At 68.8% G+C, this 24,396-nt stretch carries 23 protein-coding genes (1 of these 23 only partly in view); 15 read left to right on the top strand and 8 right to left on the bottom strand.

Translation table 11 applies throughout. From position 1 onward, the window contains the following. Window positions 1-133: 133 nt before the first annotated feature. Window positions 134-2,341, bottom strand: coding sequence for a catalase/peroxidase HPI (katG, locus tag LHU95_RS16870; protein WP_248708122.1), 2,208 nt, complete (start codon window positions 2,339-2,341; stop codon window positions 134-136). Window positions 2,342-2,684: 343 nt separating this feature from the next. On the opposite strand from katG, the gene LHU95_RS16865 reads away from it, so the two are divergent. From LHU95_RS16865 to LHU95_RS16840, 6 genes are all read left to right on the top strand, one after another. Then, window positions 2,685-3,608, top strand: a complete 924-nt coding sequence (locus tag LHU95_RS16865) for a hydrogen peroxide-inducible genes activator (RefSeq protein WP_248708121.1) — start codon at window positions 2,685-2,687, stop codon at window positions 3,606-3,608. A gap of 173 nt (window positions 3,609-3,781) precedes the next feature. Beyond that, window positions 3,782-4,561 (top strand): ABC transporter ATP-binding protein, encoded by a 780-nt coding sequence (locus tag LHU95_RS16860; RefSeq protein ID WP_248708120.1) that lies wholly within the window; start codon window positions 3,782-3,784, stop codon window positions 4,559-4,561. Beyond that, window positions 4,542-5,255 (top strand): ABC transporter ATP-binding protein, encoded by a 714-nt coding sequence (locus LHU95_RS16855; protein WP_248708119.1) that lies wholly within the window; start codon window positions 4,542-4,544, stop codon window positions 5,253-5,255. The genes LHU95_RS16860 and LHU95_RS16855 overlap by 20 nt, the downstream gene beginning before the upstream one ends. 127 nt (window positions 5,256-5,382) lie before the next feature. Next, entirely contained in the window at window positions 5,383-6,255 is an 873-nt protein-coding gene (locus LHU95_RS16850) for a branched-chain amino acid ABC transporter permease (RefSeq protein WP_248708118.1), read from the top strand. Window positions 6,256-6,259: 4 nt separating this feature from the next. After that, window positions 6,260-7,216, top strand: a complete 957-nt coding sequence (locus LHU95_RS16845) for a branched-chain amino acid ABC transporter permease (protein WP_248708117.1) — start codon at window positions 6,260-6,262, stop codon at window positions 7,214-7,216. After that, window positions 7,213-8,421: an ABC transporter substrate-binding protein gene (locus LHU95_RS16840; protein WP_248708116.1), complete on the top strand. Its 1,209-nt coding sequence runs from the start codon at window positions 7,213-7,215 to the stop codon at window positions 8,419-8,421. Before LHU95_RS16845 ends, LHU95_RS16840 begins: the two co-directional genes overlap by 4 nt. Window positions 8,422-8,474: 53 nt before the next feature. On the opposite strand, the gene LHU95_RS16835 is transcribed toward LHU95_RS16840, so the two are convergent. Continuing rightward, window positions 8,475-9,167 carry a CBS domain-containing protein gene (locus LHU95_RS16835; protein WP_248708115.1) on the bottom strand — a complete coding sequence of 231 codons (693 nt, stop codon included), beginning with the start codon at window positions 9,165-9,167 and terminating at the stop codon, window positions 8,475-8,477. Window positions 9,168-9,379: 212 nt separating this feature from the next. Here LHU95_RS16835 and LHU95_RS16830 point away from each other — a divergent pair, with 212 nt between their 5' ends. From LHU95_RS16830 to LHU95_RS16815, 4 genes are all read left to right on the top strand, one after another. After that, window positions 9,380-9,874, top strand: coding sequence for a heme-binding protein (locus tag LHU95_RS16830; protein WP_248708114.1), 495 nt, complete (start codon window positions 9,380-9,382; stop codon window positions 9,872-9,874). Then, on the top strand, window positions 9,871-10,833 hold the full coding sequence (locus tag LHU95_RS16825) for a tripartite tricarboxylate transporter substrate binding protein (protein WP_248708113.1): 963 nt from the start codon (window positions 9,871-9,873) through the stop codon (window positions 10,831-10,833). Before LHU95_RS16830 ends, LHU95_RS16825 begins: the two co-directional genes overlap by 4 nt. Window positions 10,834-10,864: 31 nt before the next feature. Next, entirely contained in the window at window positions 10,865-11,833 is a 969-nt protein-coding gene (locus LHU95_RS16820) for a tripartite tricarboxylate transporter substrate-binding protein (RefSeq protein WP_248708112.1), read from the top strand. 202 nt (window positions 11,834-12,035) lie between these two features. Next, window positions 12,036-13,199, top strand: a complete 1,164-nt coding sequence (locus LHU95_RS16815; RefSeq protein WP_248708111.1) for an acyl-CoA dehydrogenase family protein — start codon at window positions 12,036-12,038, stop codon at window positions 13,197-13,199. 6 nt (window positions 13,200-13,205) lie between these two features. On the opposite strand, the gene LHU95_RS16810 is transcribed toward LHU95_RS16815, so the two are convergent. Both LHU95_RS16810 and LHU95_RS16805 read right to left on the bottom strand, forming a co-directional pair. After that, window positions 13,206-13,547 (bottom strand): Rid family hydrolase, encoded by a 342-nt coding sequence (locus tag LHU95_RS16810; protein ID WP_248708110.1) that lies wholly within the window; start codon window positions 13,545-13,547, stop codon window positions 13,206-13,208. Continuing rightward, window positions 13,544-13,990 (bottom strand): hypothetical protein, encoded by a 447-nt coding sequence (locus tag LHU95_RS16805; RefSeq protein WP_248708109.1) that lies wholly within the window; start codon window positions 13,988-13,990, stop codon window positions 13,544-13,546. Before LHU95_RS16805 ends, LHU95_RS16810 begins: the two co-directional genes overlap by 4 nt. Before the next feature lie 140 nt (window positions 13,991-14,130). Between LHU95_RS16805 and LHU95_RS16800 the strand changes: the two genes are divergently transcribed. Further along, window positions 14,131-15,084, top strand: a complete 954-nt coding sequence (locus LHU95_RS16800; protein WP_248708108.1) for a tripartite tricarboxylate transporter substrate binding protein — start codon at window positions 14,131-14,133, stop codon at window positions 15,082-15,084. A 3-nt stretch (window positions 15,085-15,087) separates the two neighbouring features. After that, a complete protein-coding gene (locus LHU95_RS16795) occupies window positions 15,088-16,215 on the top strand; it encodes a CoA transferase (RefSeq protein ID WP_248708107.1) in 1,128 nt (375 codons plus the stop codon). Window positions 16,216-16,288: 73 nt separating this feature from the next. Here the strand turns inward: LHU95_RS16795 and LHU95_RS16790 are convergent, their stop codons facing one another. The 3 genes from LHU95_RS16790 to LHU95_RS16780 form a co-directional block, all read right to left on the bottom strand. Then, window positions 16,289-19,597, bottom strand: a complete 3,309-nt coding sequence (locus LHU95_RS16790; protein WP_248708106.1) for an error-prone DNA polymerase — start codon at window positions 19,595-19,597, stop codon at window positions 16,289-16,291. Next, complete coding sequence (locus tag LHU95_RS16785; RefSeq protein ID WP_248708105.1) at window positions 19,594-20,946, bottom strand: hypothetical protein; 1,353 nt, start codon at window positions 20,944-20,946, stop codon at window positions 19,594-19,596. Before LHU95_RS16785 ends, LHU95_RS16790 begins: the two co-directional genes overlap by 4 nt. A gap of 112 nt (window positions 20,947-21,058) precedes the next feature. Continuing rightward, the gene (locus LHU95_RS16780) at window positions 21,059-21,838 is read right to left on the bottom strand and encodes a hypothetical protein (RefSeq protein WP_248708104.1); all 780 of its coding nucleotides are present in this window, start codon (window positions 21,836-21,838) and stop codon (window positions 21,059-21,061) included. Window positions 21,839-22,022: 184 nt separating this feature from the next. Here LHU95_RS16780 and LHU95_RS16775 point away from each other — a divergent pair, with 184 nt between their 5' ends. Further along, window positions 22,023-22,829 carry a serine protease gene (locus tag LHU95_RS16775; protein WP_248708103.1) on the top strand — a complete coding sequence of 269 codons (807 nt, stop codon included), beginning with the start codon at window positions 22,023-22,025 and terminating at the stop codon, window positions 22,827-22,829. Here the strand turns inward: LHU95_RS16775 and LHU95_RS16770 are convergent, their stop codons facing one another. Then, window positions 22,830-23,060 carry a DUF1127 domain-containing protein gene (locus tag LHU95_RS16770; protein WP_248708102.1) on the bottom strand — a complete coding sequence of 77 codons (231 nt, stop codon included), beginning with the start codon at window positions 23,058-23,060 and terminating at the stop codon, window positions 22,830-22,832. It abuts the gene before it with no gap. A gap of 104 nt (window positions 23,061-23,164) precedes the next feature. On the opposite strand from LHU95_RS16770, the gene LHU95_RS16765 reads away from it, so the two are divergent. Together LHU95_RS16765 and LHU95_RS16760 are read left to right on the top strand one after the other, a co-directional pair. Continuing rightward, window positions 23,165-24,028 (top strand): LysR substrate-binding domain-containing protein, encoded by an 864-nt coding sequence (locus LHU95_RS16765; protein WP_248708101.1) that lies wholly within the window; start codon window positions 23,165-23,167, stop codon window positions 24,026-24,028. A gap of 56 nt (window positions 24,029-24,084) precedes the next feature. Then, a protein-coding gene (locus tag LHU95_RS16760; RefSeq protein ID WP_248708100.1) for a tripartite tricarboxylate transporter substrate binding protein crosses the window boundary here: on the top strand, window positions 24,085-24,396 show its start. 654 nt of this gene lie beyond the right edge of the window; the window shows 312 of its 966 coding nt (coding positions 1-312); it begins with the start codon at window positions 24,085-24,087; its stop codon lies beyond the right edge, outside the window.

The following is a 24,396-nucleotide window of genomic DNA, read 5'->3' as shown; positions in this document are numbered from 1 at the left end:
TTGCAGATTCGCCGGGCGAAGTCGCACGGTTTGAAAATGCTTTCCCTGCACACGGCGCTCGCGCGCCGGGCAGGTGATGGCTGCCATCCGGATGCCGCCGCCATGCGACGACACCCGGATGCGGGGTGGCTGATCAGGCCAGGTCGAAGCGGTCCAGGTTCATCACCTTGGTCCAGGCGGCCACGAAATCCTGCACGAAGGCGGCTTCCGAGCCATGGCTGGCAAAGACTTCGCACAGCGCGCGAAGCTGCGAGTTCGACCCGAAGACCAGGTCTACCCGCGTGCCGGTCCACTTCACGGCACCCGTCGCGCGGTCACGGCCTTCAAACACGCCCTCCGCGGCCGGAGTCCAGGCGGTGCCCATATCCAGCAGGTTCACGAAGAAGTCGTTCGTGAGCGCACCGGGGCGCTGCGTGAAGACGCCGTGCTTCGAGCCGCCCGTATTGGCGCCCAGCACGCGCAGCCCACCCACCAGCACCGTCATCTCCGGTGCCGTCAGCGTCAGAAGCTGCGCGCGATCCACGAGCAGTTCTTCGGCCGAGACGGTGTATTGCGTCTTCAGGTGGTTGCGGAAGCCATCGGCCGTCGGCTCCAGCACGCTGAAGGATTCGACATCCGTCTGCTCCTGCAGCGCATCCGTGCGGCCAGGGGTGAAGGGCACCGTGACGTCATGCCCGGCCGCCTTCGCCGCCTGCTCCACACCCACGCCGCCAGCCAGCACGATGAGATCCGCGAGCGAGATCTTCTTGCCACCCGTGGCCGAGGCGTTGAACGCGGCCTGCACGGCTTCCAGCTTGGCGAGCACGCCAGCCAGATGAGCAGGCTCATTCACCGCCCAGTCCTTCTGCGGCGCCAGCCGGATGCGCGCGCCATTGGCGCCACCCCGCCGGTCCGAGCCACGATAGGTCGAGGCCGAGGCCCAGGCGGTTCTTACCATCTCCGCAACCGTGAGGCCGGTGGCGAGGATCTTCGCCTTCAGCGCCGCGATATCGGCCGCATCCACCAGGGCATGCGTCACGGGCGGGACGGGGTCCTGCCAGATCAGCTCCTCGGCGGGCACATCGGGGCCGAGGTAGCGCGCCTTCGGTCCCATGTCGCGGTGGGTCAGCTTGAACCAGGCGCGGGCGAAGGCATCCGCGAACTGGTCCGGATTGGCCAGGAAGCGCTTGGAGATTTCGCCGTAGACCGGGTCCAGCTTCATCGCCATGTCCGCCGTGGTCATGATCGGCGCGTGGCGCTTGCTGGGGTCATGCGCGTCGGGCACGGCGTCCGCGAGGGCGCCATTGGCCGGGATCCACTGATGCGCGCCGGCCGGGCTCTTGGTCAGCACCCAGTCATGGTTCAGCAGGTTCTCGAAGTAGTTGCTGTCCCACTGGATCGGGTTGATGGTCCATGCACCTTCGATGCCGCTGGTGATGGCGTCCGCGCCCTTGCCGGTGCCGAAGCTGCTCTTCCAGCCCAGGCCCTGCTCCTCGATGCTGGCCCCCTCCGGCTCGCGGCCGACATGCGCGGTATCGCCCGCGCCATGGCACTTGCCGAAGGTGTGGCCGCCCGCGGTCAGGGCCACCGTCTCCTCGTCATTCATCGCCATGCGGGCGAAGGTCTCGCGAATGTCGCGGGCCGAGGCGAGCGGGTCCGGAACGCCGTTCGGCCCTTCCGGATTGACGTAGATCAGGCCCATCTGCACGGCGGCGAGCGGGTTTTCGAGCTCGCGGTCCCCGGTGTAGCGCTTGTCGCCCAGCCAGGTGTCCTCATTGCCCCAGTAGATGTCTTCCTCGGGCTCGTAGATATCCACGCGGCCACCGCCGAAGCCGAAGGGCTTCAGCCCCATGGACTCGATCGCGCAATTGCCTGCGAGGATGAAGAGATCAGCCCAGGAGAGCTTGTTGCCGTATTTCTGCTTGACCGGCCACAGCAGGCGGCGCGCCTTGTCCAGATTGCCGTTGTCGGGCCAGCTGTTCTCGGGCGCGAAACGGTGGGCGCCGTTCGAGGCGCCGCCACGGCCGTCACCGGTGCGATAGGTGCCCGCCGCGTGCCAGGACATGCGGATGAAGAAGGGCCCGTAATGCCCGTAATCGGCCGGCCACCAATCCTGCGAGACGCGCATCAGCGCGATGATGTCCTGCTTCACCGCCGCGAGGTCGAGCTTCTTGAACTCCTCGGCGTAGTTGAAGCCCTTGCCCAGGGGATTGGACAGCGCGGAATTCTGGTGAAGAATCTTGAGGTTGAGCTGGTTCGGCCACCAATCGCGCAGCGACCGGCCGGCCCCCAGGGTCGCGTGCCGGGGCGCGCCATGCATCACCGGGCATTTTCCGGCACTTGGGCCAGTATTTCCGTCCATCATGAGTCTCCGATCTTGGTTGGTCCGGTCCTCTGGCGAGGACGATTGGGAAAGAGGTCGCGTCCTGCCCCTGCGGTCAGGCAGACGCGGCGGGGTCAGCCGTGTGGGAAAGCCCGTACGGCCAGGGGGCGGCGGCCGGCTTCGGCCTGTGCTGGGTGAGCCGGCCCGGAGCCGCGAATTGGCCGCCTGTCCGAGGCTGCTTGCCGCGAGGTTGGATTGCTCCGCTCAGTGTCGTTTGCTTTGCGCATTGGCTGCTCCCTGTTTCCCTGAGCGCAGTCTTACCAAAGAGCTGCGATTAGAATAAGTTAAATCTACTGATTTCTCCGATCAGGAAAAATGATCAATGAGTCTGACGCTCAAGCAGTTCCGCTATTTCGAAGCCCTGGCCCGGCACGGCCATTTCGGCCGGGCGGCCGATCAATGCGCCATCTCGCAGCCGGCCCTGTCCATGCAGATCAAGGAACTGGAGGAGGTGCTGGGCGCCGTTCTGTTTGAGCGCGGCGCGCGCCAGACACGCCTCACGAATTTCGGCGAGGAATTCGCCCAGCGCGTCCGGGGCATCCTGCGCGCGGTGGATGAATTGGCGGACCTCGCCCGCGCCTCGCGCGAGCAACTGGTCGGGCGGTTGCGCATCGGCGTGATCCCGACCATCGCGCCCTATCTGCTGCCGACGATCATCGCGCAGCTGACGCGCGCCTATGCGGGCGTGGATATCCATGTGCGGGAAACCCTGACGCCGAACCTGATCCATGAGCTGGCGGAAGGCCGGATTGACGCGGCGATCGTGGCCTTGCCGGTCTCCGAATCCTCCTTCACCGAAGTGACGCTCTTCTCGGAGGATTTCGTCCTGGTGCGGCCGGGCGAGGATGCGGGCAAGCCCGTCCCCAATGTCGAGACGCTGCGCAAGATGCGCCTGCTCCTGCTGGAGGAAGGCCATTGCTTCCGGGACCAGGCGCTCTCCTTCTGCAATCTGCATTCGGCGCTGCCGCGCGAATTGCTGGATGGCAGCTCGCTCTCGACGCTGGTGCAGATGGTCAGTGCCGGCATCGGCGTGACCCTCATCCCGGAGATGGCGGTGGCGGTGGAAACGCGCTCCTCCTCGGTCTGCGTCACGCGCTTCAAGAGCCCGCGGCCCTCCCGGAGGATCGGCATGATCTGGCGCAAGACCAATCCGCTGGCCGGCCAGTTCCTGGAAATCGCGGAAGTGGTGCGCCGCTCGGCCGAGGCGCTGCGCGCGAGCCAGTCCCAGGCTGGCAAGGCCGCGTAGCCGCCCGCTGCCGGGCGATTGGCTGGGCTGCGCTGCGACCCCTGGTTGAGCTGCCCGAACTTCATGCTTGCAGCGGCCGAGGATTTCAGGCTGCATTGACCTCCAGGAAGAAACCGACCGCAAAGCGGCGGCCCAGGGAGGAAGCATGGCGCCCAGGACAGCGGGAGCAACGCTTGGCGTTGCTTGAAGTGCGCGACGTCGTGATGCGCTTCGGCGGCGTCACCGCCGTGGGAGGCGTGTCCTTCGACGTGGAGGAGCGCCAGATTTGCGGGCTGATTGGCCCCAATGGCGCGGGCAAGACCACGCTGTTCAACATCATCAGCGGAATCTACCGGCCAAGCGAGGGCCGCGTGATCTTCGCCGGCACCGACACCACCGGCCTGCCGCGCCACGCGATGGCGCCGCTGGGCCTCGGCCGCACCTTCCAGAACCTGGCGCTGTTCCGCAGCATGTCCGTGCGGGAGAACGTGCTCGCGGGGGCCCATTCCGCGGGGCGTGCCGGCTTCCTCGCCAATGCGCTGCGCCTGCCCGCCGCCCGCCACGAGGAAGCGGAGGCCGGGCGCCGGGCGGATGCGTTGCTGGCCCTGCTGGCGTTGCAGGATGTGGCGGATGTGCTCGTCGCGGACCTGCCCTTTGGCACCCAGAAGCGCGTCGAGATGGCGCGCGCGCTGATCTCGGCCCCCAAGCTGCTGCTGCTGGATGAGCCGGCTGGCGGGTTGAATCACGGCGAGGTGGATGAACTGGCCACGCTGCTGCAACAGGTGCGGGCCAGCTTCGACCTCAGTATCCTTCTCGTCGAGCATCACATGAGCCTGGTGATGCGCGTCTCGGACAAGGTCGTGGCGCTCGATTTCGGCAAGAAGATCGCCGATGGCACGCCGCATGAGGTGCGCACCAATGCCGATGTGATCCGCGCCTATCTCGGGGATGGGCATGACGCGCATGCTGCTTGAAGCGAAGGCCCTGCGCGGCGGATATGGCCCGATCCAGGTGCTGCACGGCCTGGATTTCGTCGTGGAGGAAGGCAGCGTGACGGCGCTGCTCGGCGCCAATGGCGCGGGCAAGACCACCACGCTGCGCGCCGTCTGCGGCATGATCCGCGCGGAGGGCGATGTCCTGTTCCGCGGCCAGCGCATCACCGGCATGGCCACGGAGGAGATCGCGCGGCTCGGTGTCGCGCATGTGCCCGACGGGCGCGGCACCTTCATGGAACTCACCGTCGAGGAGAATTTCCGGCTCGGCGCCTATACGCGCCGCGATGCCGAGGTGCAGCAGGATTTCGAGCGCATGTGGGCGTGGTTCCCCCGCCTCAGGCAGCGCTGGAAGCAGCAGGCCGGCACGCTCTCGGGTGGTGAGCAGCAGATGCTGGCGATTGCGCGGGCGCTGCTGATGCGGCCCAGGCTGCTGCTGCTCGATGAGCCCTCCTTTGGCCTGGCGCCCCTCATCGTGCAGGAAATCTTCGGCATCATGCGGCGCATCCGCGAGGAGAGCGGGGTTGGCATCCTGCTGGTGGAGCAGAACGCGAATCTCGCACTGGAACTGGCCGACCGCGCCTACCTGCTGGAGACGGGCCACATCGTCACCTCCGGCCCCGCCGCCGAAATCCGCCAGGATGAGGCCATCCGCCGCGCCTATCTGGGATACTGACCCGTCCGATGAGCGAAGCGACGCAGGAGCGAAGGTCTGAATCGGCCGGACGGCAGGGCCCCGTCCGATGAGCGAAGCGACGCAGGAGCGAAGGTCTGAATCGGCCGGCTGGGGGAGGGAATAGCCCATGGATGGATTTGCGCATCAGCTCGTCGCCGGCATCGCCACGGGCGGCATCTATGCCTCCGTGGCACTCGCCCTGGTGATGATCTACCAGGCCACGCATCACGTGAACTTCGCCCAGGGTGAGATGGCGACGCTCTCCACCTTCATCGCCCTGACGATGATCCAGGCGGGGCTGCCCTATTGGGTTGCGTTCTTCGCCACACTTGTCGTCTCCTTCATCATGGGCGCGCTGGTGGAGCGCATCCTGATGCGGCCGGTGCAGAATGCGCCGGTGCTGACGCATGTAGGCGTGTTCATCGGCATGCTGCTCATCATCGGCAATGGGACGGGCTGGATCTTCGGCTACACCACCAAGGCCTTCCCAACGCCCTTCCAGAGCGATGGGCTGCTGTTCGGCGGGCTGGTCTCGGCGCATGAACTGGGCAGCACCGCGGTGACGCTGGCGGTGCTGGTCCTGGTCTATCTGTTCTTTGCGCATACCTCGCTGGGGTTGGCCATGCGCGCGGCCGCCTATAATCCGCGCTCGGCGCGGCTGGTGGGCATTCGCGTGGGGTGGATGCTGGCGCTGGGCTGGGGCCTGGCCGCCGCCATCGGTTCCGTGGCGGGGATGATGGTCGCACCCGCCGTCTTCCTGGATCCGAACATGATGCTGGGCATCCTGCTCTATGCCTTTGCCGGTGCGCTGCTGGGCGGGATTGATAACCCGACCGGGGCGGTGATCGGTGGCTTCACCGTGGGCGTGCTGGAGAATCTGGCCGGCGCCTATGTGGTGGGCACGGAACTGAAGCTGACCGTGGCGCTGGTCATCATCATCGGCGTGCTGGTCGTGCGGCCCTCCGGCCTGTTCGGCCGCGTCGTCTTCAGCCGGGTGTGAGCGCATGAAGCCGCCGCTCCTCGCCGCCGGGTTTGCCCTCGCCCTCGTCCCGCTCTGGGTGCTGGAGAGCTTTCACCTGTTCCAGCTCACCCTCGCGGTGATCATGGCGCTCGCCGTGCTCGGGCTGAACATCGTGACCGGCTATAATGGCCAGATCTCGCTTGGCCATGGCGCCTTTTTCGCCGTCGGCGCCTATGCGACCGCCATTCCCATGTCGCTGCTCGACTGGTCCTTCTGGGCGACCTTGCCGGTCTCTGCCATCGTGTGCGGGGCGGTCGGCTGGGGGGTTGGGTTTCCCGCGCTGCGGCTGGGCGGGCTTTATTTGGCACTGACCACCTTCGCGCTGGCCGTGGCGGTGCCGCAGATCCTCAAGCACAAAGCGGTCGAGGCCTGGACGGGGGGCGTGCAGGGGCTGTTCCTGCTCAAGCCCGAGGCGCCCGCCTGGCTGGCCCTCACGCCCGACCAGTACATGTATGTGGTGGCGCTGCTGGTGGCCGGCCTCTGCTACCTGCTGGTGGCGAACCTGCTGCGTGGGCGCATCGGCCGCGCCATGATGGCCGTGCGGGACAACCCCACCGCTGCCGAGGCGATGGGCATGGACCTCGCCAGCCTCAAGACCCGCACCTTTGCCGTGAGTGCCATCATCACCGGCATGGCGGGCTCGCTCTCGGCCGCCGTGGTGGAATTCGTGGCACCTGACAGCTTCACCTTCATCCTCTCCATCAGCCTGTTTGTCGGCATGGTGGTGGGCGGTGTGGGGTCCATCCTCGGCTCCGTCTTTGGCGGGCTGTTTGTCCTGTTCGTCCCCAACCTCGCCGAGGCCATCAGCCGTTCGGCACCCGGCGTGATTTATGGCGGCATCCTGATCCTGTTCCTGTTTATCCTGCCGGATGGCGTCGCCGGGCTGGTCCGTCGCTTCACCACAAAAAAACGCAGCATTCCTGGGAGGGAAACATCATGAGCACGACACGTCGTACGGTCCTGATCGCTTCGGGCGCCAGCCTCGCCTTGCCCAACATCGCCCCCGCGCAGGAAGCGCCCGGGGTGACCGCCACGGAAATCCGCATCGGCAGCACCAATTCGCTCTCGGGTCCGGCATCGGCCTATTCGGTGATCTCCACCTGCCTGACGGCGATGTTCCGCCGGCTGAACGATGAGGGCGGCGTGGGCGGGCGGCGCATCAACTTCATCGTCTATGACGATGCCTATGCGCCGCCCCGCACGCTGGAGCAGACGCGCCGCCTGGTCGAGCAGGACCGCGTGGCCTTCACCTTCAACCAGCTCGGCACGCCCACCAACAATGCCGTGCACCGCTACATGAATCAGCGCCGCGTGCCACATCTGTTTCTGGCGACGGGTGCGGATAAATGGGCCAATCCGCGCGAATATCCCTGGACCATCGGCTGGCAGCCCAGCTACCGCGTGGAAGCACAGATCTACGCCAAGCACATCCTGGAGACGCGGCCCAACGCGAAGATCGCGCTGCTGCACCAGAATGACGATTTCGGCCGGGATTATCTGAACGGCGTGCGCGATGTGCTGGGGCCGCGCTTTGATTCCATGGTCCGCGTCGCCACCAATGAAGCCACCGACCCGACGGTGGACAGCCAGATCGTCCAGCTTCAGGCCGGCGGTGCCGATGTGCTCATCTGCGGCGTCATCCCGCGCTTCGCGGCGCAGGCGATCCGGCGCGTGCATGACATCGGCTGGCGCCCGATGATGTTCATGACCAACGTCTCGGTCTCGGTCGGTGCCGTGATGCAGCCGGCAGGGCCGGAACGCGGTGTCGGCCTCATCACCTCCGACTATCGCAAGGACCAGAGCGACCCCGCCTGGGCCAATGATCCGGGGATGAATGAATGGCGCGCCTTCATGCAGCGCTTCATTCCCGGCGCCGACCTGACCGACAACAACTTCACCTATGGCTATGGCGTCGGCACCACCATGATCCAGGTGCTGCGCCAGTGCGGCAATGACTTCAGCCGGGAGAATGTGATGCGCCAAGCGGCGAGTATCGCGCCGATGGAGATCGCGACATTGCTGCCCGGCGTGAAGGTGCAGACCCAGCCCACCAATTTCAACGTGATCCGCCAGATGCAGCTGCAGCGCTGGACCGGCACGGGCTGGGCGCGCTTCGGCAATGTGATCGAGGGCGCCAACGTCTGAAGCCCACGCACCGCCAGCGCCGGCGATCCGGCGCTGGCGGCCTGCGCGCAGGCTCAGAAGCTTGCGCGCAGGATCAGCGGCATCGCCGTCATTTCGTCCTTCACCGCGACGACGCCGGGGATCTCGCGCGCCATGATGGAGAGGCCCTGGCGCATCGTGTCGTTCCGCGCGAAGCCGTGGAAGGTGACGGTGCCCGCCTTGATCGAGGGATAGATCCAATAGGTATCCACCCAGGGCTGCGCGCGCATCGCCTTGACCAGCGCCAGCTGGATGCCGTGGTCGTCATGGGTTTCCTGCGGCGTCGTCTCGCCACGCAGGATGGCCCGCAGCAGATCGGCGCGGCTGACGATGCCGATCAGCCGGCCGCCCTTCACCACCAGCACGCGCCGGATGTGATTCTGCTCCATCAGCTCCGCGATGCGCTCGGCCGTCTCGGTCTCGCTGACGGTGACCAGGTCCTTGGTCATCACGTCGCGGGCTGTCTTGCCATGCGCCTTGGCGAAGCGCTCGATCAGCGGCGCCGACTGTGAGAACAGGTTCAGGAACCAGGTGAGCGGCCCGGGCGGATGCTCGGCCAGGCGGCGGATCAGGTCGCCCTCGGTGACGATGCCCTGCGGCATGCCTTCGGCATCCACCACCGGCACGGCGGAAATCCCGCGCGCTGCCAGCAACTCGGCAATGGCGGAAACGGGTGTCTCGGGCGAGATGACCACGGGGTTGGTGGTCATCAATTCCTTGGATTTCATGCGTCTTCTTCCTTCCGGCGTTCCGCGCGATGCGTGCCCATGGCTTCAACGAATGGGATGGGCGGCGGTTGACCTCTTATAGGAAGCTTTGCGGGCGGTGGCTTTGCGCCGGATCAAACCGGCCCCTCCCGCACCTGCATCCGATGCGATAGCGTGACCTCCAGCAACCCGGCCGCGATGCAAAATGACGGCCGGGAGGAGGGATCGCGCGCATGGCCGAAGGCTATTTCCTGGTACCCATCGCCTCGGCGCTGCGCATGGAGCAGGCGGAAGCGGTGCTGAATGGCACGCTGGCCGCGGCCCGTGCCGAGGGGTTGCTGCCGCTCGCCGTCGCCGTGCTCGATGCGGGCGCTCAGCTTGTGGCCTTCCGGCGTGAGGATGGCTGCGGCGTGCTGCGCTTCGAGATCGCGCGTGGCAAGGCGCAGGCGGCACTCGGCATGGGCATCGGCAGCCGCGTGGTGCGGGACCGCCTGAGGGAGCGCGTGGCGTTTCAGGCCGCCATCGCCGCCGCGAGCGAAGGGCGCTTCATCCCTGTCCCTGGCGGCGTGCTCATCCTGGATGCGCAGGGCCAGGCGATCGGCGCGGTGGGCGTTTCGGGCGATGCCTCGGACCGCGATGAATATGCCGCCATCATGGGCATCCGCGCGGCGGGGCTGGGGGCGCATCCGGCCGAGCCGGCGCCGGCCTGGCGGGAGGCCGGGCTGTGAAGCGCCGCGCGCTCCTCCTGGCGCCTTTGGCGGCGCCGCTGGTCGCACAGGCGCAAGCCTGGCCGGATCGCCCGCTGCGCATGATCGTGCCGTTCCCGCCGGGGGGTGCCACGGATGTCTTTGCCCGCCGCCTCGCGGCGCGGCTGCCGGCGCAGTTGGGCCAGCCGGTGGTGATCGAGAACCGCGCCGGTGCCGCGGGCGCCATCGGTACGCTGGAGGCGGCGCGCGCCAGGCCCGACGGGCAGACCATGCTGTTCGGCACCGCCAGTACTCTGGGACTCTATCCGCTGCTGGCCGAGCGCCCGCAATTCGATCCGCTGCGTGATTTCCTGCCCGTCGCCATTCCGGGGGCGGCCACCGTCGCCTTCGTGGTGCGGCCCGGCGTCGCGGACAGCCTAGCTGGCCTGGTCGCCGCCGCGCGGGCGCGGCCTGGGGCGCTGCGCTACGGCTCCCCTGGGACAGGCAGCTACCTGCACATGTCGTTCGAGCTGTTCAAGCGCGAGGCCGGGGTGGATATCGAGCATGTCCCCTATCGCGGCAGCGCGCCTGCCATGGCTGATCTGCTGGGTGGGCATCTGGATGCCATCACCGACACCGTCGCCACCACGCTGGAGCAGCATCGCTCCGGCCGTGCCCGCATGCTGGCCGTGGCGTCCCGCGCGCGCAGCCCGTTGGTGCCCGAGGTGCCGACCGTGGCCGAGGCCCTCAACCTCGCGGGCTTCGAGGCGGCGGTCTGGCTGGCGGTCATGCTGCCCATCGGCACGCCCGAGCCGATCCGCGCGCGCCTTGCCGAGGCGATCACCGTGACGCTGCGCGCCGCCGATTTCCGGACCGAGCTGGAGGCTGCCGGCTTTGAGGTGGGGGGCAGCTTGTCGCCCACGCAAAGCGGCGACTACATCGCGGCGGAACAGGCGAAGTGGCGGCCCATCGTCGCGGCCACGGGTGCCAAGCTTGAATAGACAACAACTTGACGAGCAAATGGGGGAAAACATGATCCAGATCACACGGCGCGGGGCCTTGGGCGCCATGCTGGCGGCACCCGCCATTGCCAGCGCGCAGAACTGGCCTTCGGGCAGCATCCGCATCATCGTTCCCTTCGCCCCGGGTGGCAGCACGGATGCGGTGGCGCGCCTCGCTTCGCCCGGCCTCACGCAGCGGCTGGGCGTTCCGGTGGTGGTGGAGAATCGCAGCGGTGCCGCGGGCTCGCTCGGCACCCAGGCGGTGGCGACGGCGCGGCCCGATGGGCAGACCTGGCTGCTCACCTTCGACAGCCACGCGACGCTGCCGGCCCTGCTGCCCAACCTGCCCTTCAACATCACGCGGGACCTTGATCCCGTGATGCTGATCGGCGGCGCGCCCTATGTGATCGCGACCAAGCCGGACAAGCCCTATCGCAACCTGGCCGATGTGGTGGCGGCGGCGCGGGCGCGGCCCGATGCGGTGAATTACGGCAGCACGGGCAATGGCACGATCGGGCATCTGACGATGATCATGCTCGCCGCGCAGACCGGCGTGCGCATGGCGCATCTGCCCTATCGCGGGGGTGGCCTGGCCGTGAACGACACGGTGGCCGGCCATGTCGAGATGATGATCGGCAGTGCCGCCGTGGTGGCGCCGCATATCGCCGGCGGTACGCTGCGCCCCATCGTGCAATTCGGGCCCGAGCGCCTGCCGCAGCTGCGCGATGTGCCGACCGCGCTGGAAGGCGGCTTCACCGGGCTTGAGGCGGAGGCCTGGTGGGGCGTCTTCGCGCCGCATGGCACGCCCGAGGCGATGCAGGCCCGCATGTTCACCGCCCTGCAGGAATCCTTCCGTGAGGAGCGGGTGACCCGCACCATGACCGAGGTGCAGCAGGCCCGGGTGGTGCTGGGCGACAAGAGCGTTCTCGGCCCCTTCCTGGAGCGGCAGATCGCGCAATGGGGCGGCCTCGTGCGGGAGCACCGCGTGCAGGCGGATTGATGCGCCAACCTCACGTGGCGGTGCGTGGGCCCTCCGTCACGCCGTGCGGCCATGCGGCTTCAGTGACGGAGACCGCAGCGCACGGCGCGGCGGCCTTCGATGCGCTGGTGATGGACGGCATGGCGCGTTGCTGCGCCGCCCGGCCGTTGGTCCTTGCCTGAGTGTGTTTCGGGGCCTAATCCTGGCGGCAAGGAGACGCCCCATGGATCAAGCCCTCATCGCCGCAGACCCGCATGCCGAAATCCGTGAGGAGGTGCGCAAGCTCTGTGCCCGCTTCCCGGGCGAATACTGGCGCGAGCTCGATGCCCGCCGCGGCTATCCCACGGAATTCGTCACCGCCCTGACCCAGGCTGGCTATCTGGGCGCCCTCATTCCCGAGGAATTCGGCGGTGCCGGCCTGGCCCTTTCCGCCGCGGCTGCGATCCTGGAGACGATCCACGCCGAGGGCTGCAACGGTGCCGCCTGCCACGCGCAGATGTACATCATGGGCACCATCCTCAAGCATGGCTCGCCCGAGCAGAAGCAGCGCTATCTGCCGGGCATCGCCGAGGGGACACTGCGTTTGCAGGCCTTCGGCGTGACCGAGCCCACCAGCGGCACGGACACCACCAACCTGCGCACCACGGCGGTGAAGCAGGGCGACACATACATCGTGAATGGCCAGAAGATCTGGACCAGCCGCGCCGAACACTCGGACCTGATGCTGCTGCTGGCCCGCACCACCCCGAAGGACCAGGTGGCGAAGAAGACCGAGGGCCTCTCCACCTTCATCGTGGACATGCGCACGGCGAAAGGCCTCACCATCCGCCCGATCCGCACGATGATGAACCACAATTCCTGCGAGGTCTTCTTCGACAACATGGAAGTTCCGGCCGAAAACCTGGTCGGCGTCGAGGGGCGTGGCTTCCGCTACATCCTGGACGGCATGAATGCCGAGCGCCTGCTGATCGCCAGCGAGAGCATCGGCGATGCCAAGTGGTTCACGCAGAAATCGGTGGCCTATGCGAAGGAGCGCATCCTGTTCGGCCGGCCGATCGGCCAGAACCAGGGCGTGCAATTCCCCATCGCCAAGGCTTATGCCCAGATGCGCGCGGCCGAGGCGCTGCTGCACAAGGGGCTGGAGAAATTCGAAGCCGGCCTGCCCTGCGGCGAGGAAGCCAATACCGCCAAGATGCTCGCCGCCGATGCGGCCTGGGCGGCGGCTGAGGCCTGCGTGCAGACCCATGGCGGCTTCGGCTTCGCCGAGGAATATGATGTGGAGCGCAAGTTCCGCGAGGCGCGGCTCTATCAGGTGGCGCCGATCAGCACCAACCTGATCCTGAGCTATATCGGCGAACACGTCCTGGGCATGCCGCGCAGCTACTGAGGGCGATCAAACGGCGGCTGTGGCGATGATCTCGATCAGGTCCCGCCCTTCGAGCTGCACGCCAAGCACCGCGCGCATCGGGATATTCGCGCGGTCCACCCATTCATCCCAGGCCTGGTTCAGCTCCGCCTTGCGGCTCATATCGGCGCAGTAGCAGATGGCGGTCAGGATTTGCGCTTGGCTGCTGCCGGCCGCCTGCAGGGCGCCGGTGATGGCGGCAAGCGCGCCCTGGGTTTGCTCATACATGGAATCGGATTTCACGGGAGACGTCGCCACCGTGGTCACGATGCCATTGTGCAGCACGGCGCGGCTGCGCGTCGGATTGCTGCCGGGAAAGCGTTGGGTCATGCGGCGACGGCCTTCTTCCTGGGGGTTTTCACGGGCTTCTCGGGGGCTTCCAGCGCACGCTGGGCGGCGATGAATTCCGGCCCGCAGGAGAGTTTCTGCGCGAGCGACCCCTCAGGTTCCACGATGCGCCAGAAGGGCGGCACGGCACTCACCGCCTCGCCGCCCGCCACACGCTCCAGCGCGCATTCGGCGACGATGCGCACGAAGATGGCGGTGGAGGTGGGGCAGGTGGCCTCGGCCTTGTTCTTCTTCGCCAGGGCGGCGCGCATCGCGGCCACATCCTTGGTCTTGCCGGGCGGGATGGCGCGCAGATAGGCGTCAATCACCTTGGGGGAGGCGATGAACAGCCGCGCCCCCTCCCGCAGCCCGGCGAAGGGCTTTTCGAGAACGGTCACGCGGGCGGGCTTGGCGGCGCGGTATTTGTCACCCCAGGACATGGTCATGGGGATGTGCGATGCGGGAAGGGCATGGCCTGGGCTCCTGATGCGGGGTGCTTAACCTTCCCGCGCCGTAATGGCAGTCTTGTGTCAATATGGTGCCAACCGGCACGCCGGGAAAGGTGGGAGGCGCCAGCATGCCACGGATGACACGTCGCGCCCTGTTGAGCTGGCTGGCGGCCAGCCCCGCCTTGGCCGCCGGACCCGAGGGGCCGATCACCCTGCTCATCCCCTTCGCCGCGGGCGGGGCCACGGATGTCCTGGCCCGGCTGATCGCCCCCGCGCTGGCCCAGCGCCTGGGTGCGGAGGTGGTGATCGAGAACATGGCTGGTGAAAGCGGCCAGCGCGCCATCGGCCAATTGACCCACGCCGCGCCGGATGGGCGGACGCTGCTGATCGGCAATCTCGGCACCTTCGCCTTCAACCCGCATTTGTTCGAGCGGCTGGCCTATGACCCCCTCGTAGATCTCAATCCGATCGGGCTGATCGGCACCAACCCCATGGTGCTGCTGGCCAGCCGCGTCTCCGGCATCACGGACGTGGCGGGGTTGCGCCGGCTGGCCCGGGAGGGGCGGCTGAGCATTGGCAGCGCCGGGCGGGGCAGTGCGCTGCACATGGGCGGTGTGATGCTGATGCGCGCCCTGGGCGATGGCGGGGAACTCGTCACCTATCCGGGTGGCGGGCCGGCGCTGGAGGATCTGCAGGCCGGGCTGCTCGATATCATGGTGGACCAGGCGATCACCGCCATCCCCGCCACGCATCTCGGCGCGCGGGCGATCGCGGTGCTGGGCCCGCAGCGCCTGCCGGAGATCGCGACGGTGCCGACGGCGGCCGAAATCGGCCTGGCGATGCCTGAGCTTGCCATCTGGAACATGCTGGCCGCGCCCGCCGGCACGGCCGCGCCGATCATCGCGACCCTGGCGCAGGCCTTGGAGGGCGCGCTGGAGGATGAGATGGTAGCCCGGCGCCTCGCCACGGACTCCGTCATCACGCCCGAGGGCGCCGAGCGGGGCCCGGTGGCGGCGGCGGCTTTGATCCGCGCCGAACACGCCCGCTGGGGTGCATTCATTCATGCGGCGCGCATGGAACGAGGGGGTTGAGGATTGAGCGGGAAACCTTTGGCGGGGCTGCTTGTGGTCTCGATGGAACAGGCGGTGGCGGCACCCATCTGCTCGATGAAGCTCGCCGATGCCGGGGCGCGGGTCATCAAGATCGAGCGGGCCGAGGGGGACTTCGCGCGCGGCTATGACGCGGCCTGCCATGGGCTTTCCACCTATTTCGTCTGGCTGAACCGCGGCAAGGAAAGCCTGTGCCTCGACATCAAGCAGCCTGAGGACAAGGCGCTGCTCGCCCGGCTGCTGGAAAAGGCCGATGTCTTCATCCAGAATCTGGCGCCCGGCGCGATGGGCCGCGCGGGCTTCGGCTCGGCCGAATTGCGCGCGAGGCATCCGCGCCTGATCACCGTGGATATCAGCGGTTACGGCGAGGAGGGCGAATATGCCGGCATGAAGGCCTATGACCTGCTGGTGCAGGCGGAAAGCGGCCTGACTTCCGTCACCGGCCGGCCAGAGGGGCCGGGCCGCGTCGGCGTCTCGGCCTGCGATATCGCCTGCGGCATGAACGCGCATGCCGCCGTGCTGGAGGCGCTGATCGAGCGTGGCATCACCGGCCGCGGCAAAGGTGTCGCGGTCAGCCTGTTCGACGGCATGGCGGAATGGATGAATGTGCCGCTGCTGTATCTGGAAGGCACCGGCAAGGAGCCGCAGCGCATCGGCCTCGCGCACCCGTCGCTTTGCCCCTATGGCGCTTTTGAGACGAGCGATGGCGCGCTGATCCTCATCTCCATCCAGAATGAGCGCGAATGGGCGCAATTCGCCGAGCATTTCCTGGATGACAAGAGCCTGACGGAGCGCGAGGGCTTTCGCATCAATCTCGAACGCGTGGCGCAGCGGCCGATGGTGGATGCGCATATCGCGGCCGTCTTCAAGGCGCATGACCGGGAGGCCTGCGTGGCACGGCTGACCCGCGCCAATACCGCCTATGGCTTCGTCAATGACGTGGCCGGGCTGTCCCGCCACAAGGCGCTGCGGCGCATCACGGTCGAGACGGAAAAGGGGCCCGTGGCGCTGGCCGCCCCGGCCGCGCGTTTCAGCGATGGGGCGCGTGACTTTGGGCCGGTGCCTGGCCTGGGCGAGCATGGTGCCGCGATCCGCGCGGAGTTTGCGCCATAACACCTGGCCGGGGGAGGTGATGGGCCGGCTTGCCGCTTCACCTGGCCCGTTATCCGAAGGCTCTCTCGCGGGATCAATGGAAATCCCGGCTCGGCTGGCGCAGCGCTTCCTGGCGCTTCACCCGCGGATCGGGCGAGAGGTTAGGCCGCAGCACCTCATCCGCATGGGCGATGGATTTGGCCCAGGTGTCGCCATCCAGCGCATGCAGCCCGTGCAGCAGGGCCGAGTGATCCTCCAGCTTGCGGACCAGCAGGTGAAGGATGGGCACATGCGCCTCGGTGCGCTCCAGCCGGCCCTCGGCGATGAGCAGCCGGGCGGCCACCACCTCACGCCGGAAGCGCTTCGAGATATCGGGGAAGAGAACGAGGTTGGCCGTGCCGTGCTCATCCTCGATGGTGAAGAACATGACGCCCTTGGCACTCCCTGGCCGCTGCCGCACGAGCACGAGGCCGGCCACACGCAGCCATTTGCCTTGCCGGGCGCGGGCGTATTCCTGCGTGCTGACCGCACCCCGCCGCGCGAGCTCGCCGCGCAGCAGCGCCAGTGGATGCGGGCCGAGGGTGAGGCCGGTGCCGGCATAATCCAGCACCACGCGCTCACCCGCCGTGGCCAGCGGGAGTTGCGGCGCGGCTTCCGTGATCGGGGCGGCGAGTTCCATGGCGTGCTCGACCGCCGCCGCTTCCCACAGTGCCGCGCGGCGGTCGAGGCCGAGGCCCCGCAGCGCATCCGCTTCGGCCAGGCGCTCCATCGCGCCGCGATCCAGGCCTGCGCGGCGCACCAGGTCGCGGAAATCGGCGAAGGGGCGCGCGGCCGCGATGCGCTGCGCCACGGCCTCGCCCAGGCCCGTCACCTGGCACAGGCCGAGGCGCAGGGCGCCCCCCGCCCGATGATCGGAGGGCGCAGCCCGGAGATCTGAATCGGGCGGGCCGGCATGCGCCCGATGATCGGAGGGCGCAGCCCGGAGGTCTGAATCGGGTGGGCCGGCATGCGCCCGATGATCGGAGGGCGCAGCCCAGAGGTCTGAATCGGGCGGGACAGCATACTCCAGGCCGCAATCCCAATCGCTCACCGTCACATCAATCGGCAGCACGCGCACGCCATGCTCGCGCGCATCGCGGATGATCTGCGCCGGGGCGTAGAAACCCATGGGCTGACTGTTCAGCAATGCCGCCGCGAAGGCCGCCGGATGGTGGCATTTCAGCCAGGCCGAGATGTAGACCAGCTGCGCGAAGCTCGCCGCATGGCTCTCCGGAAAGCCATAGGTACCGAAGCCCTCCAGCTGCTTGAAGCAGCGCTCGGCGAAGCCGGGGTCGTAGCCATTGCGCGCCATGCCTTCGAGGAATTCGGCGCGGAATTGCGGCAGCTGCCCGTTGCGCTTGAAGGTCGCCATCGCGCGGCGCAGCTGGTCCGCCCGCGTGGCCGAGAAGCCGGCGCCAACAATGGCGATCTTCATCGCCTGCTCCTGGAACAGCGGCACGCCGAGCGTCTTGCCCAGCACACCCTCCAGCCCGCGCGGCACCTCGGCTGGTTCCTCGCCATTGCGGCGGCGCAGATAGGGGTGGACCATGTCGCCCTGGATGGGGCCCGGGCGCACGATCGCGACCTCGATCACCAGATCGTAGAATTGGCGCGGGCGCAGGCGCGGCAGCATGTTCATCTGCGCGCGGCTTTCCACCTGAAATACACCCAGGCTGTCCGCCCGGCTCAGCATCTCATAGGTGGCGGGGTCATCCTGCGGGATGTCGGTCAGCGCGGATTTGCCGATGAGCGCCAGGCCACGGCGGATGCAGCTCAGCATGCCCAGGCCCAGCACATCCACCTTCAGCATGCGCAGCGCCTCGATGTCGTCCTTGTCCCATTCGATGGTGTGGCGATCCACCATCGCCGCGCGGGTCACGACGCATAACTCGGTCAGCGGCCCGCGGGTGATGACGAAGCCACCGACATGGGTGGCCAAATGACGCGGGAAATCCTGGATCTCATCGGCCAGTTCGCAGGCGAGCTTCAGGCGCGGGTCCTCGGCATCGAGGCCGTGTTCGGCGGCGATCTCCTCCCAGGTCGCATCGCCCGCGCCCCAGACGGCCTTGGCGAGTGGCGCCGTTACCGCCTCATCCAGGCCCAGCGCCTTGCCCACCTCGCGGATGGCGCTGCGTTCGCGGAAGCGGATCACGGTGGCGGCGATGGCGGCGCGATGCCGGCCATAGCGCTGGTAGATGTGCTGGATCACCTCCTCGCGCCGCTCGTGCTCGAAATCCACGTCGATATCGGGCGGTTCGTCGCGCGCTTCGCTGATGAAGCGCTCGAACAGCAGGTCGTGCTTGTCGGGCGGCACGGCGGTGATGCCGAGCACGTAGCACACCGCCGAATTGGCCGCCGAGCCGCGCCCCTGGCAGAGGATGTTGATGGAGCGCGCATAGCGCACGATCTCATGCACGGTCAGGAAATAGGGCGCGTAGTTGAGCTTGGCGATGAGCGCGATTTCATGCGCAAGCTGCGCCTGGACCTTGGGGGGCACGCCCTCGGGCCAGGTTTCGCGCGTCGCGGCCGCAACCCGGGCTTCCAGGGTTTCCTGCGGCGTGCGGCCGGGATCGAGAATTTCGTCCGGGTATTCATAGGCGAGCTCGCGCAGGGAGAAGCGCGCGACATCCGCCAGCTCCGCCACGCGATCCACCGCCGCCGCATGCCCCTGGAACAGGCGGCGCAGTTCGGCCTCGGGCTTGAGGCAAGCCTCGCCATTGGGTTCGGCGTCCAGGCCGAGTTCCGCCACGGGGCGGCCCAGGCGGATGGCGCTGAGCACATCGGCGAGGCGCCTTCGATGGGCCGCGTGGTAGCGCGCGCCGCCCGCGGCGATCAGGCGCGCGCCCATGGCGGCGAGGGTATCCAGCCGGGCGCGATCATCGCCGGTGGCGCGATGGCTCGCCGCGACCATTAGCGGCATGGCGAGCACCCGGCCAAATTCGGCCGTATCGCGCCGCAGCCGCGTGGCGAAATTGGCATCGGGGTGGCGGGGGGCGATGAGCGCCAGTGCCTGGCCTAGTGCGGCCTGGATCAGCGCCTCGCGCGTCAGCGGGCATTCGCCCTTGGGCGCCTCCATGCGCGCGGCCGAGAGCATGGCGGTGAGGCGCCCATAGGCGGCGCGGTCGCTCGGCCAGGCCAAGTATTCGGCGCCGTCCAGCAGGGTGAGCCGCACGCCCAGCAGATAGCGCATCCCTGCCTGCTCGGCCGCCACCATGGCCTGCACGCTGCCGGCGAAGCCCTGACGGTCGGCCACGCCGATCAGCGAATGGCCCAGGCTTTGGGCCGTCTCCACCAGCTCCCGCGCGTGGGAGGCGCCCTCCAGGAAGGAGAAGTTGGAGAGGGCGGCGGGTTCGCCGAAGATCACACCATATATCCATGCAGATACCAGCGATTATCCGGCGCCCCTGGCGCTCCGCTGCGGCAGACCCACCAGCGCGCGCCGCTTTCGGTCTGCACGGCGTAATAGTCGCGCGGGCGGGCGGTGTGGCCCTGCCACCATTCGGGCTCCAGCCGTTCCGGCCCCATGGCGCGGGTGATGCGATGCGCCTGGCGGCCCAGCCTGAGCAGGGAGGGCGGTGCATCGGGCAGCAGGGCCACGGCCTCCAGCGCGAGCGGCCGGCGCAGCAGGCGCAGCGGACGGGGTGCCGGGGTGAAGACGGCGGGGGCCGTGAAGGCGCTGACCCGGCGGATGGCGCGCTCGGGCCAATGCGAGGCATGCGGGGCGAGGCGCCAGAGCTGGACGCGTTGCCCCAGCCGATCCAGCAGCGTGGCCAAGGCCTCGGGCGCGGTGTCCTCGCCGGGCAGGCCGGGCTGGCGGGGGGTGAGGGCCTCCGTCACTTCGGCGGCGAGGATCAGGCGCTCGAAACCCAGTTCGGGCCGCAACTCCTCCACGCGGCGGGCCATCAGGCGCTGCAGATGGGCGGGCTCGCGGCTGGCCTGGCCGAGGCCCTGGCGCAGCTCCTGCCAGGAGCCATCGCCGCGAAAGGCGGTGAGGCGCAGGACGCGCACGCCTTCGCCCGCCGCCAGCAGCCCTTCGCACAGTGTGGCGATCAGCGCGCCGATCATGCGCTCCAGCCCCGGCGCGGTGACCAGGGGTGAGAGAAAATCCCGGGCGGCGACGTGCTGCGGCGGCGGCCGGATGGGGGTGAAGGGGGCGATGGCGCCGCGCAGGGCGGCCAACTCCTGGGCGATGGCGGGGCCGAAGCGCCGCGCCAGCGGGCCACGCGGCTGCGCCTCCAGCGCCGCCACCTCGCGCAGGCCGAGGCGATGCAGGGCCGCGATCATCGCCTCGGGCAGGGCGAGCGCGCTGACCGGCAGGCGCGCCAGATCCGGCTCGGCATCCAGCACCTGGGAGGGCAGGCCCGCGCGCAGCAGCGCCGCCAGGGCGGCCGGGGCCGCGCCGATCAGCCCGCGTGCCGGATGCCCGGCCTTCCCGAAACCGGCGAGCACGCGGGCGAGCAATGCGGGCTCGGGTTCGGGCAGGCCGGTGGTTTCGATCAGCAGCCCCTCCTCGCGCCAGATGCCGACCAGGGGCGAGAAGCGCAGCGCCCAGATGGCGGCGCGGGGGCAGGCGAGGCCCGCGCCATGCAGCATCAGGAAGCGGCGCGTGCCGCGTGGCGCCTCGGGCGCGGCGGGGGGCAGGGGCGGGGCCACGGGCGGGCCGGCCTCGAAGAGCGGCAGGCGCGGCGTGCGCGCGGCGCGGCGGCCGGTCATGCGCCGCGCGCTTCATGAGAAGGCCCCAGACCCCAGTACTTGAGGGGAGGGGTCTGGGGCCGCCCTGTCCTGGATATGGGGCCCCAGCCGCCGGAGGCCTCTTTTCCCGTCATCACGCCCCCCGCGCCCGCCGTTCCGGCAGAGCCGGGGCCAGAACGCGCAATTCGCCCCGCAGCGCATCCCACTCGCCCGCCCAGGCGCCCGGCCTTCCGCCGCGGGCGCGCAGCAGCGCGATCTCCCAGGCGGGATCGCCCAGATGGTGCGGTGAACCACCTTCGGCCGCGCGGGCCGAGAGGCGCCAGCGAGTCAGTGCCGCGGTGGGGCCGGGGCTTTCATCATCGCCCCGCAGCAGCAACCCGATGCCGCCCCCCGTCTCGGCCGCGAGTTGCAGGCGGCGGGCAGCCGTCAGGTCGGGCGCTGCATTCATCAGCAGCACGGCGGCGATGGCGGGGCAGCGCAACCCTTCCTCGGCCGCCCAGAGCGCATCGGCCGGGCGGGGGGCGCGGATCAGGATCAGGCTGGCGGCGGAGAGGCCGAGCTGCGCCAGGCCCGGCGGATAGGCATCAGGCTCGCCGGCGATCCAGAGGACGGAGCGGCCGGGCAGCGCCGCCTGCGCACGGGCCAGGAGCAGCGCCGAGAATCCCATGCCGGCCCCGGGCTCGGCCGCCAGCACCTCATGCAGCCCGGCGAGCGGCAGGCCGCCCCAGGGCAGGTGGGCATCCAGTTCGGGTGAGAGGGGCAGGGTGGCGCGGGCGGTTTCCAGCCCGGGATCGAGGCGCGCGATCCGTGCCCGCAGGCCAGCCAGAAGGCCGGTGCGGTCCATCGGCGCCGGGGCTTGCGGCTCGGCATCGGCCATCGGGGCCTGGGGCGAGGGGCGAGGGGAGAGGAGCATGATGTTCTTGAAATGTTCTAAATACTCTCCTTTGCAAGGTCAAGCTTTCCGGGGTTGCGTCTGATCCCCAAGCCATCCCTGGAATCTTCCACAGGCCGCTGCGCCTGCCAGGAAATTATCAACTTTTCTTCGCCAGGCTGACCCGGTATCAAACCGGAAGCAGAACATTTCCATGCCGGAAAACATGCCTCGCCTTGCCATTCTGGCGCCCGCGCTGGCCTTGGGGTTCACGCTCCTCATGGGCTGCGCCCCGCTGCCCGCCCAGCAGGCCGAGGGGACGCCCGCCGCGCGGGTAGCGCGGGACAGTCTGGCCAGCCTGCAGGCCAGCGGCGTGTCCGTGGGCGCGGCCATCGCCGTGGATGACCGGCATGTGCTGACCAATGCGCATGTGATGCGCCAGGCGGGCGGACCCGTCACGATCCGCCGTGCGGATGGCCTGGCCGAGGTGCCGGCCATTCTGGTCGGCACCAGCCCCCATATGGATCTGGCCGTGCTGCGCATGCCCGAGGGCTTCCTGCGTCCGGCCGCCCTGGCGCCCGGATTGCCCGTGGCGGGGGAGCCGGTCTGGGCGATGGGGCCGGAAGGCCTGGGCCGGGCGCTGGCCGAGGGCCGGGTGGCGCGGCCCTATGTGCAGATGCGCGGCTTCGGCCCCGGCTTCACGGCCGGGCTGGGGGCACTGATGGGATTCTCTGGCGGGCCGGTGGTGGATCGTTCAGGCCGCGTGATGGGGCTGACCACGGCGCTGCCCAACCCGGGCGGCGCGCCGCTGCTGGCGGCCATGACCGGCGTGGATCTCGCCGGCCTGGCCGAGGGCGCGCGGCGCCAGGTCTTCATCCTCGATATTCGCGAAGCCATGGCCGAGGTGGAGCGGATGGGCATCGCGCTCGCGGCCCTGCCGGATCAGCCTGGGCCGATCCGTGATACCCGCGGCCGCCCCTGGCGTGAGGCGGCGCGCCAGGCGGCGGCGACCAGCTGGGCCGCGATCCGCTGATCAGCGGCCCTGGAGGTCCCAGGGCTTGCGGGAGGCTTCCAGTTGCGCGTCCAGCCGCGTCACGCCGATGTCGCGCAGCAGATGCGCGTCCAGCTCGTTGAGTTGGCGGCGGGTGTCATAGGCGCGCCAGAAACGGGCCAGGTAAGTCAGCCAGACAAGGCCAACCTTCGGCGCCGCGAACCGGGCCGGAAGCCGCAGGGCGGAGGGAAGGGGGCTGAACTGGGCGGACATGGGTGCGTTCCTTTTCTAAGTCGCAACGCTGTTATCCCAGGCTGGGAAACATCATTCAAACGACTAATCTTGACGGTCAACATCAATTATTGTGATGATGACTCATGAACCTTCCCGCCGGCCTTGATCCTGAATTGCTCCGCAGCTTCGTCCTCATCGCCGAGGGCGAGAGCGTCACCCGCACGGCCGAGCGCATCGGCCGCACGCAATCGGCCGTTTCGATGCAGATGCGCCGGCTGGAGGAGGTGCTGGGCGAGGAGTTGCTGCGCCGCGGCCATCGCGGCCTCGAGCCTACCCCCAAGGGCGCCTGGCTGCTGGAGCGCGCGCGCACCCTGCTGGCGCTGAATGAGGAGATCATCACCACGTTCCGCACGCCCGGACTGACCGGCCAGGTCCGGCTGGGCAGCCCGGATGACTATGCGCTGCAATGGCTGCCCGGCATCCTCGCCCGCTTCGCCCGCACGCATCCGGGGATCGAGGTGGATGTGCTCTGCATGTCCTCCGAGGAGTTGGCCCAGCGCCTGGCGCATGGCCATATCGACCTCGCTCTGCTGACCGAGGGCCATGGGCGCGAGGGCGAGGAAGTCTGGCGCGGCCCGCTGCGCTGGGTCGGGCCGCAGGGGGCCACACTGCACAAGCGCGACCCCTTGCCCCTGGCCGCCGCCCATCCCGGCTGCACCTGGCGCCGTGCCGCGCTGGAGGCGCTGGGGCGCGAGGGGCGGCGCGTGCGCATCAGCTACAACAGCACCACGCAATCGGGCTGCTTCGCGGTGGCCCTGGCGGGGCTTGCCATCACGATTTCCACGCCGACGCGCCTGCCGCCCGGCCTCGCCTGGATGGGTGCGGCCGAAGGGCTGCCGGAACTGCCGCAGATGGGCATCCTGCTGGCGGTGGGGGATGCACCGCTCTCGCCGGGGGGTGAGGCGCTGGTCGAGGCGATCCGCGCGGGCTTCGCACAAGCCTCTTGAGGCGGGGCGGCGGCCTGTGGTCTGGTGGCGGCAATCAAATCCGGGAGAGCCACAAGATGCGCCGTCGTACTGCCCTGGGGTCCTTGCTTGCAACGCCCGGCCTCGCCGTGGGGGCCTGGGCGCAGGCCTGGCCGGAGCGGCCTGTTCGCATCATCATCCCCTTCCCGCCGGGCGGCTCGAATGACACGGTGGCGCGCATTCTCCAGCCGCGCCTGCAGGAGATCCTCGGCCGGCCGATCGTGGTGGACAACCGCGCCGGAGCCTCGGGTTCGGTCGCCTCCACGGAGACGGCGCGGGCGCAGCCCGATGGCCATACCTGGATGCTGGCGAATGACACGCTGGCCGGCAATGAAACGCTGATGAGCCTG

The organism is Sediminicoccus sp. KRV36, assembly GCF_023243115.1.
Classification (GTDB): domain Bacteria; phylum Pseudomonadota; class Alphaproteobacteria; order Acetobacterales; family Acetobacteraceae; genus Roseococcus.
The sequence above is the reverse complement of the archived record's forward strand: the minus strand, read 5'-3'. Positions and strand labels throughout refer to the sequence as shown.

Excerpts from the sequence above, each read along its gene's own strand:
- LHU95_RS16800 (WP_248708108.1), top strand. The coding sequence starts at position 14,131 with ATGACACGTCGCGCCCTGTTGAGCTGGCTGGCGGCCAGCCCCGCCTTG.
- LHU95_RS16780 (WP_248708104.1), bottom strand. The coding sequence starts at position 21,838 with ATGCTCCTCTCCCCTCGCCCCTCGCCCCAGGCCCCGATGGCCGATGCC.
- LHU95_RS16785 (WP_248708105.1), bottom strand. The coding sequence starts at position 20,946 with ATGACCGGCCGCCGCGCCGCGCGCACGCCGCGCCTGCCGCTCTTCGAG.
- LHU95_RS16775 (WP_248708103.1), top strand. The coding sequence starts at position 22,023 with ATGCCTCGCCTTGCCATTCTGGCGCCCGCGCTGGCCTTGGGGTTCACG.
- LHU95_RS16855 (WP_248708119.1), top strand. The coding sequence starts at position 4,542 with ATGACGCGCATGCTGCTTGAAGCGAAGGCCCTGCGCGGCGGATATGGC.
- LHU95_RS16845 (WP_248708117.1), top strand. The coding sequence starts at position 6,260 with ATGAAGCCGCCGCTCCTCGCCGCCGGGTTTGCCCTCGCCCTCGTCCCG.
- LHU95_RS16835 (WP_248708115.1), bottom strand. The coding sequence starts at position 9,167 with ATGAAATCCAAGGAATTGATGACCACCAACCCCGTGGTCATCTCGCCC.
- LHU95_RS16770 (WP_248708102.1), bottom strand. The coding sequence starts at position 23,060 with ATGTCCGCCCAGTTCAGCCCCCTTCCCTCCGCCCTGCGGCTTCCGGCC.
- LHU95_RS16865 (WP_248708121.1), top strand. The coding sequence starts at position 2,685 with ATGAGTCTGACGCTCAAGCAGTTCCGCTATTTCGAAGCCCTGGCCCGG.
- LHU95_RS16850 (WP_248708118.1), top strand. The coding sequence starts at position 5,383 with ATGGATGGATTTGCGCATCAGCTCGTCGCCGGCATCGCCACGGGCGGC.
- LHU95_RS16840 (WP_248708116.1), top strand. The coding sequence starts at position 7,213 with ATGAGCACGACACGTCGTACGGTCCTGATCGCTTCGGGCGCCAGCCTC.
- LHU95_RS16815 (WP_248708111.1), top strand. The coding sequence starts at position 12,036 with ATGGATCAAGCCCTCATCGCCGCAGACCCGCATGCCGAAATCCGTGAG.
- LHU95_RS16810 (WP_248708110.1), bottom strand. The coding sequence starts at position 13,547 with ATGACCCAACGCTTTCCCGGCAGCAATCCGACGCGCAGCCGCGCCGTG.
- LHU95_RS16805 (WP_248708109.1), bottom strand. The coding sequence starts at position 13,990 with ATGACCATGTCCTGGGGTGACAAATACCGCGCCGCCAAGCCCGCCCGC.
- LHU95_RS16820 (WP_248708112.1), top strand. The coding sequence starts at position 10,865 with ATGATCCAGATCACACGGCGCGGGGCCTTGGGCGCCATGCTGGCGGCA.
- LHU95_RS16830 (WP_248708114.1), top strand. The coding sequence starts at position 9,380 with ATGGCCGAAGGCTATTTCCTGGTACCCATCGCCTCGGCGCTGCGCATG.
- LHU95_RS16765 (WP_248708101.1), top strand. The coding sequence starts at position 23,165 with ATGAACCTTCCCGCCGGCCTTGATCCTGAATTGCTCCGCAGCTTCGTC.
- katG (WP_248708122.1), bottom strand. The coding sequence starts at position 2,341 with ATGGACGGAAATACTGGCCCAAGTGCCGGAAAATGCCCGGTGATGCAT.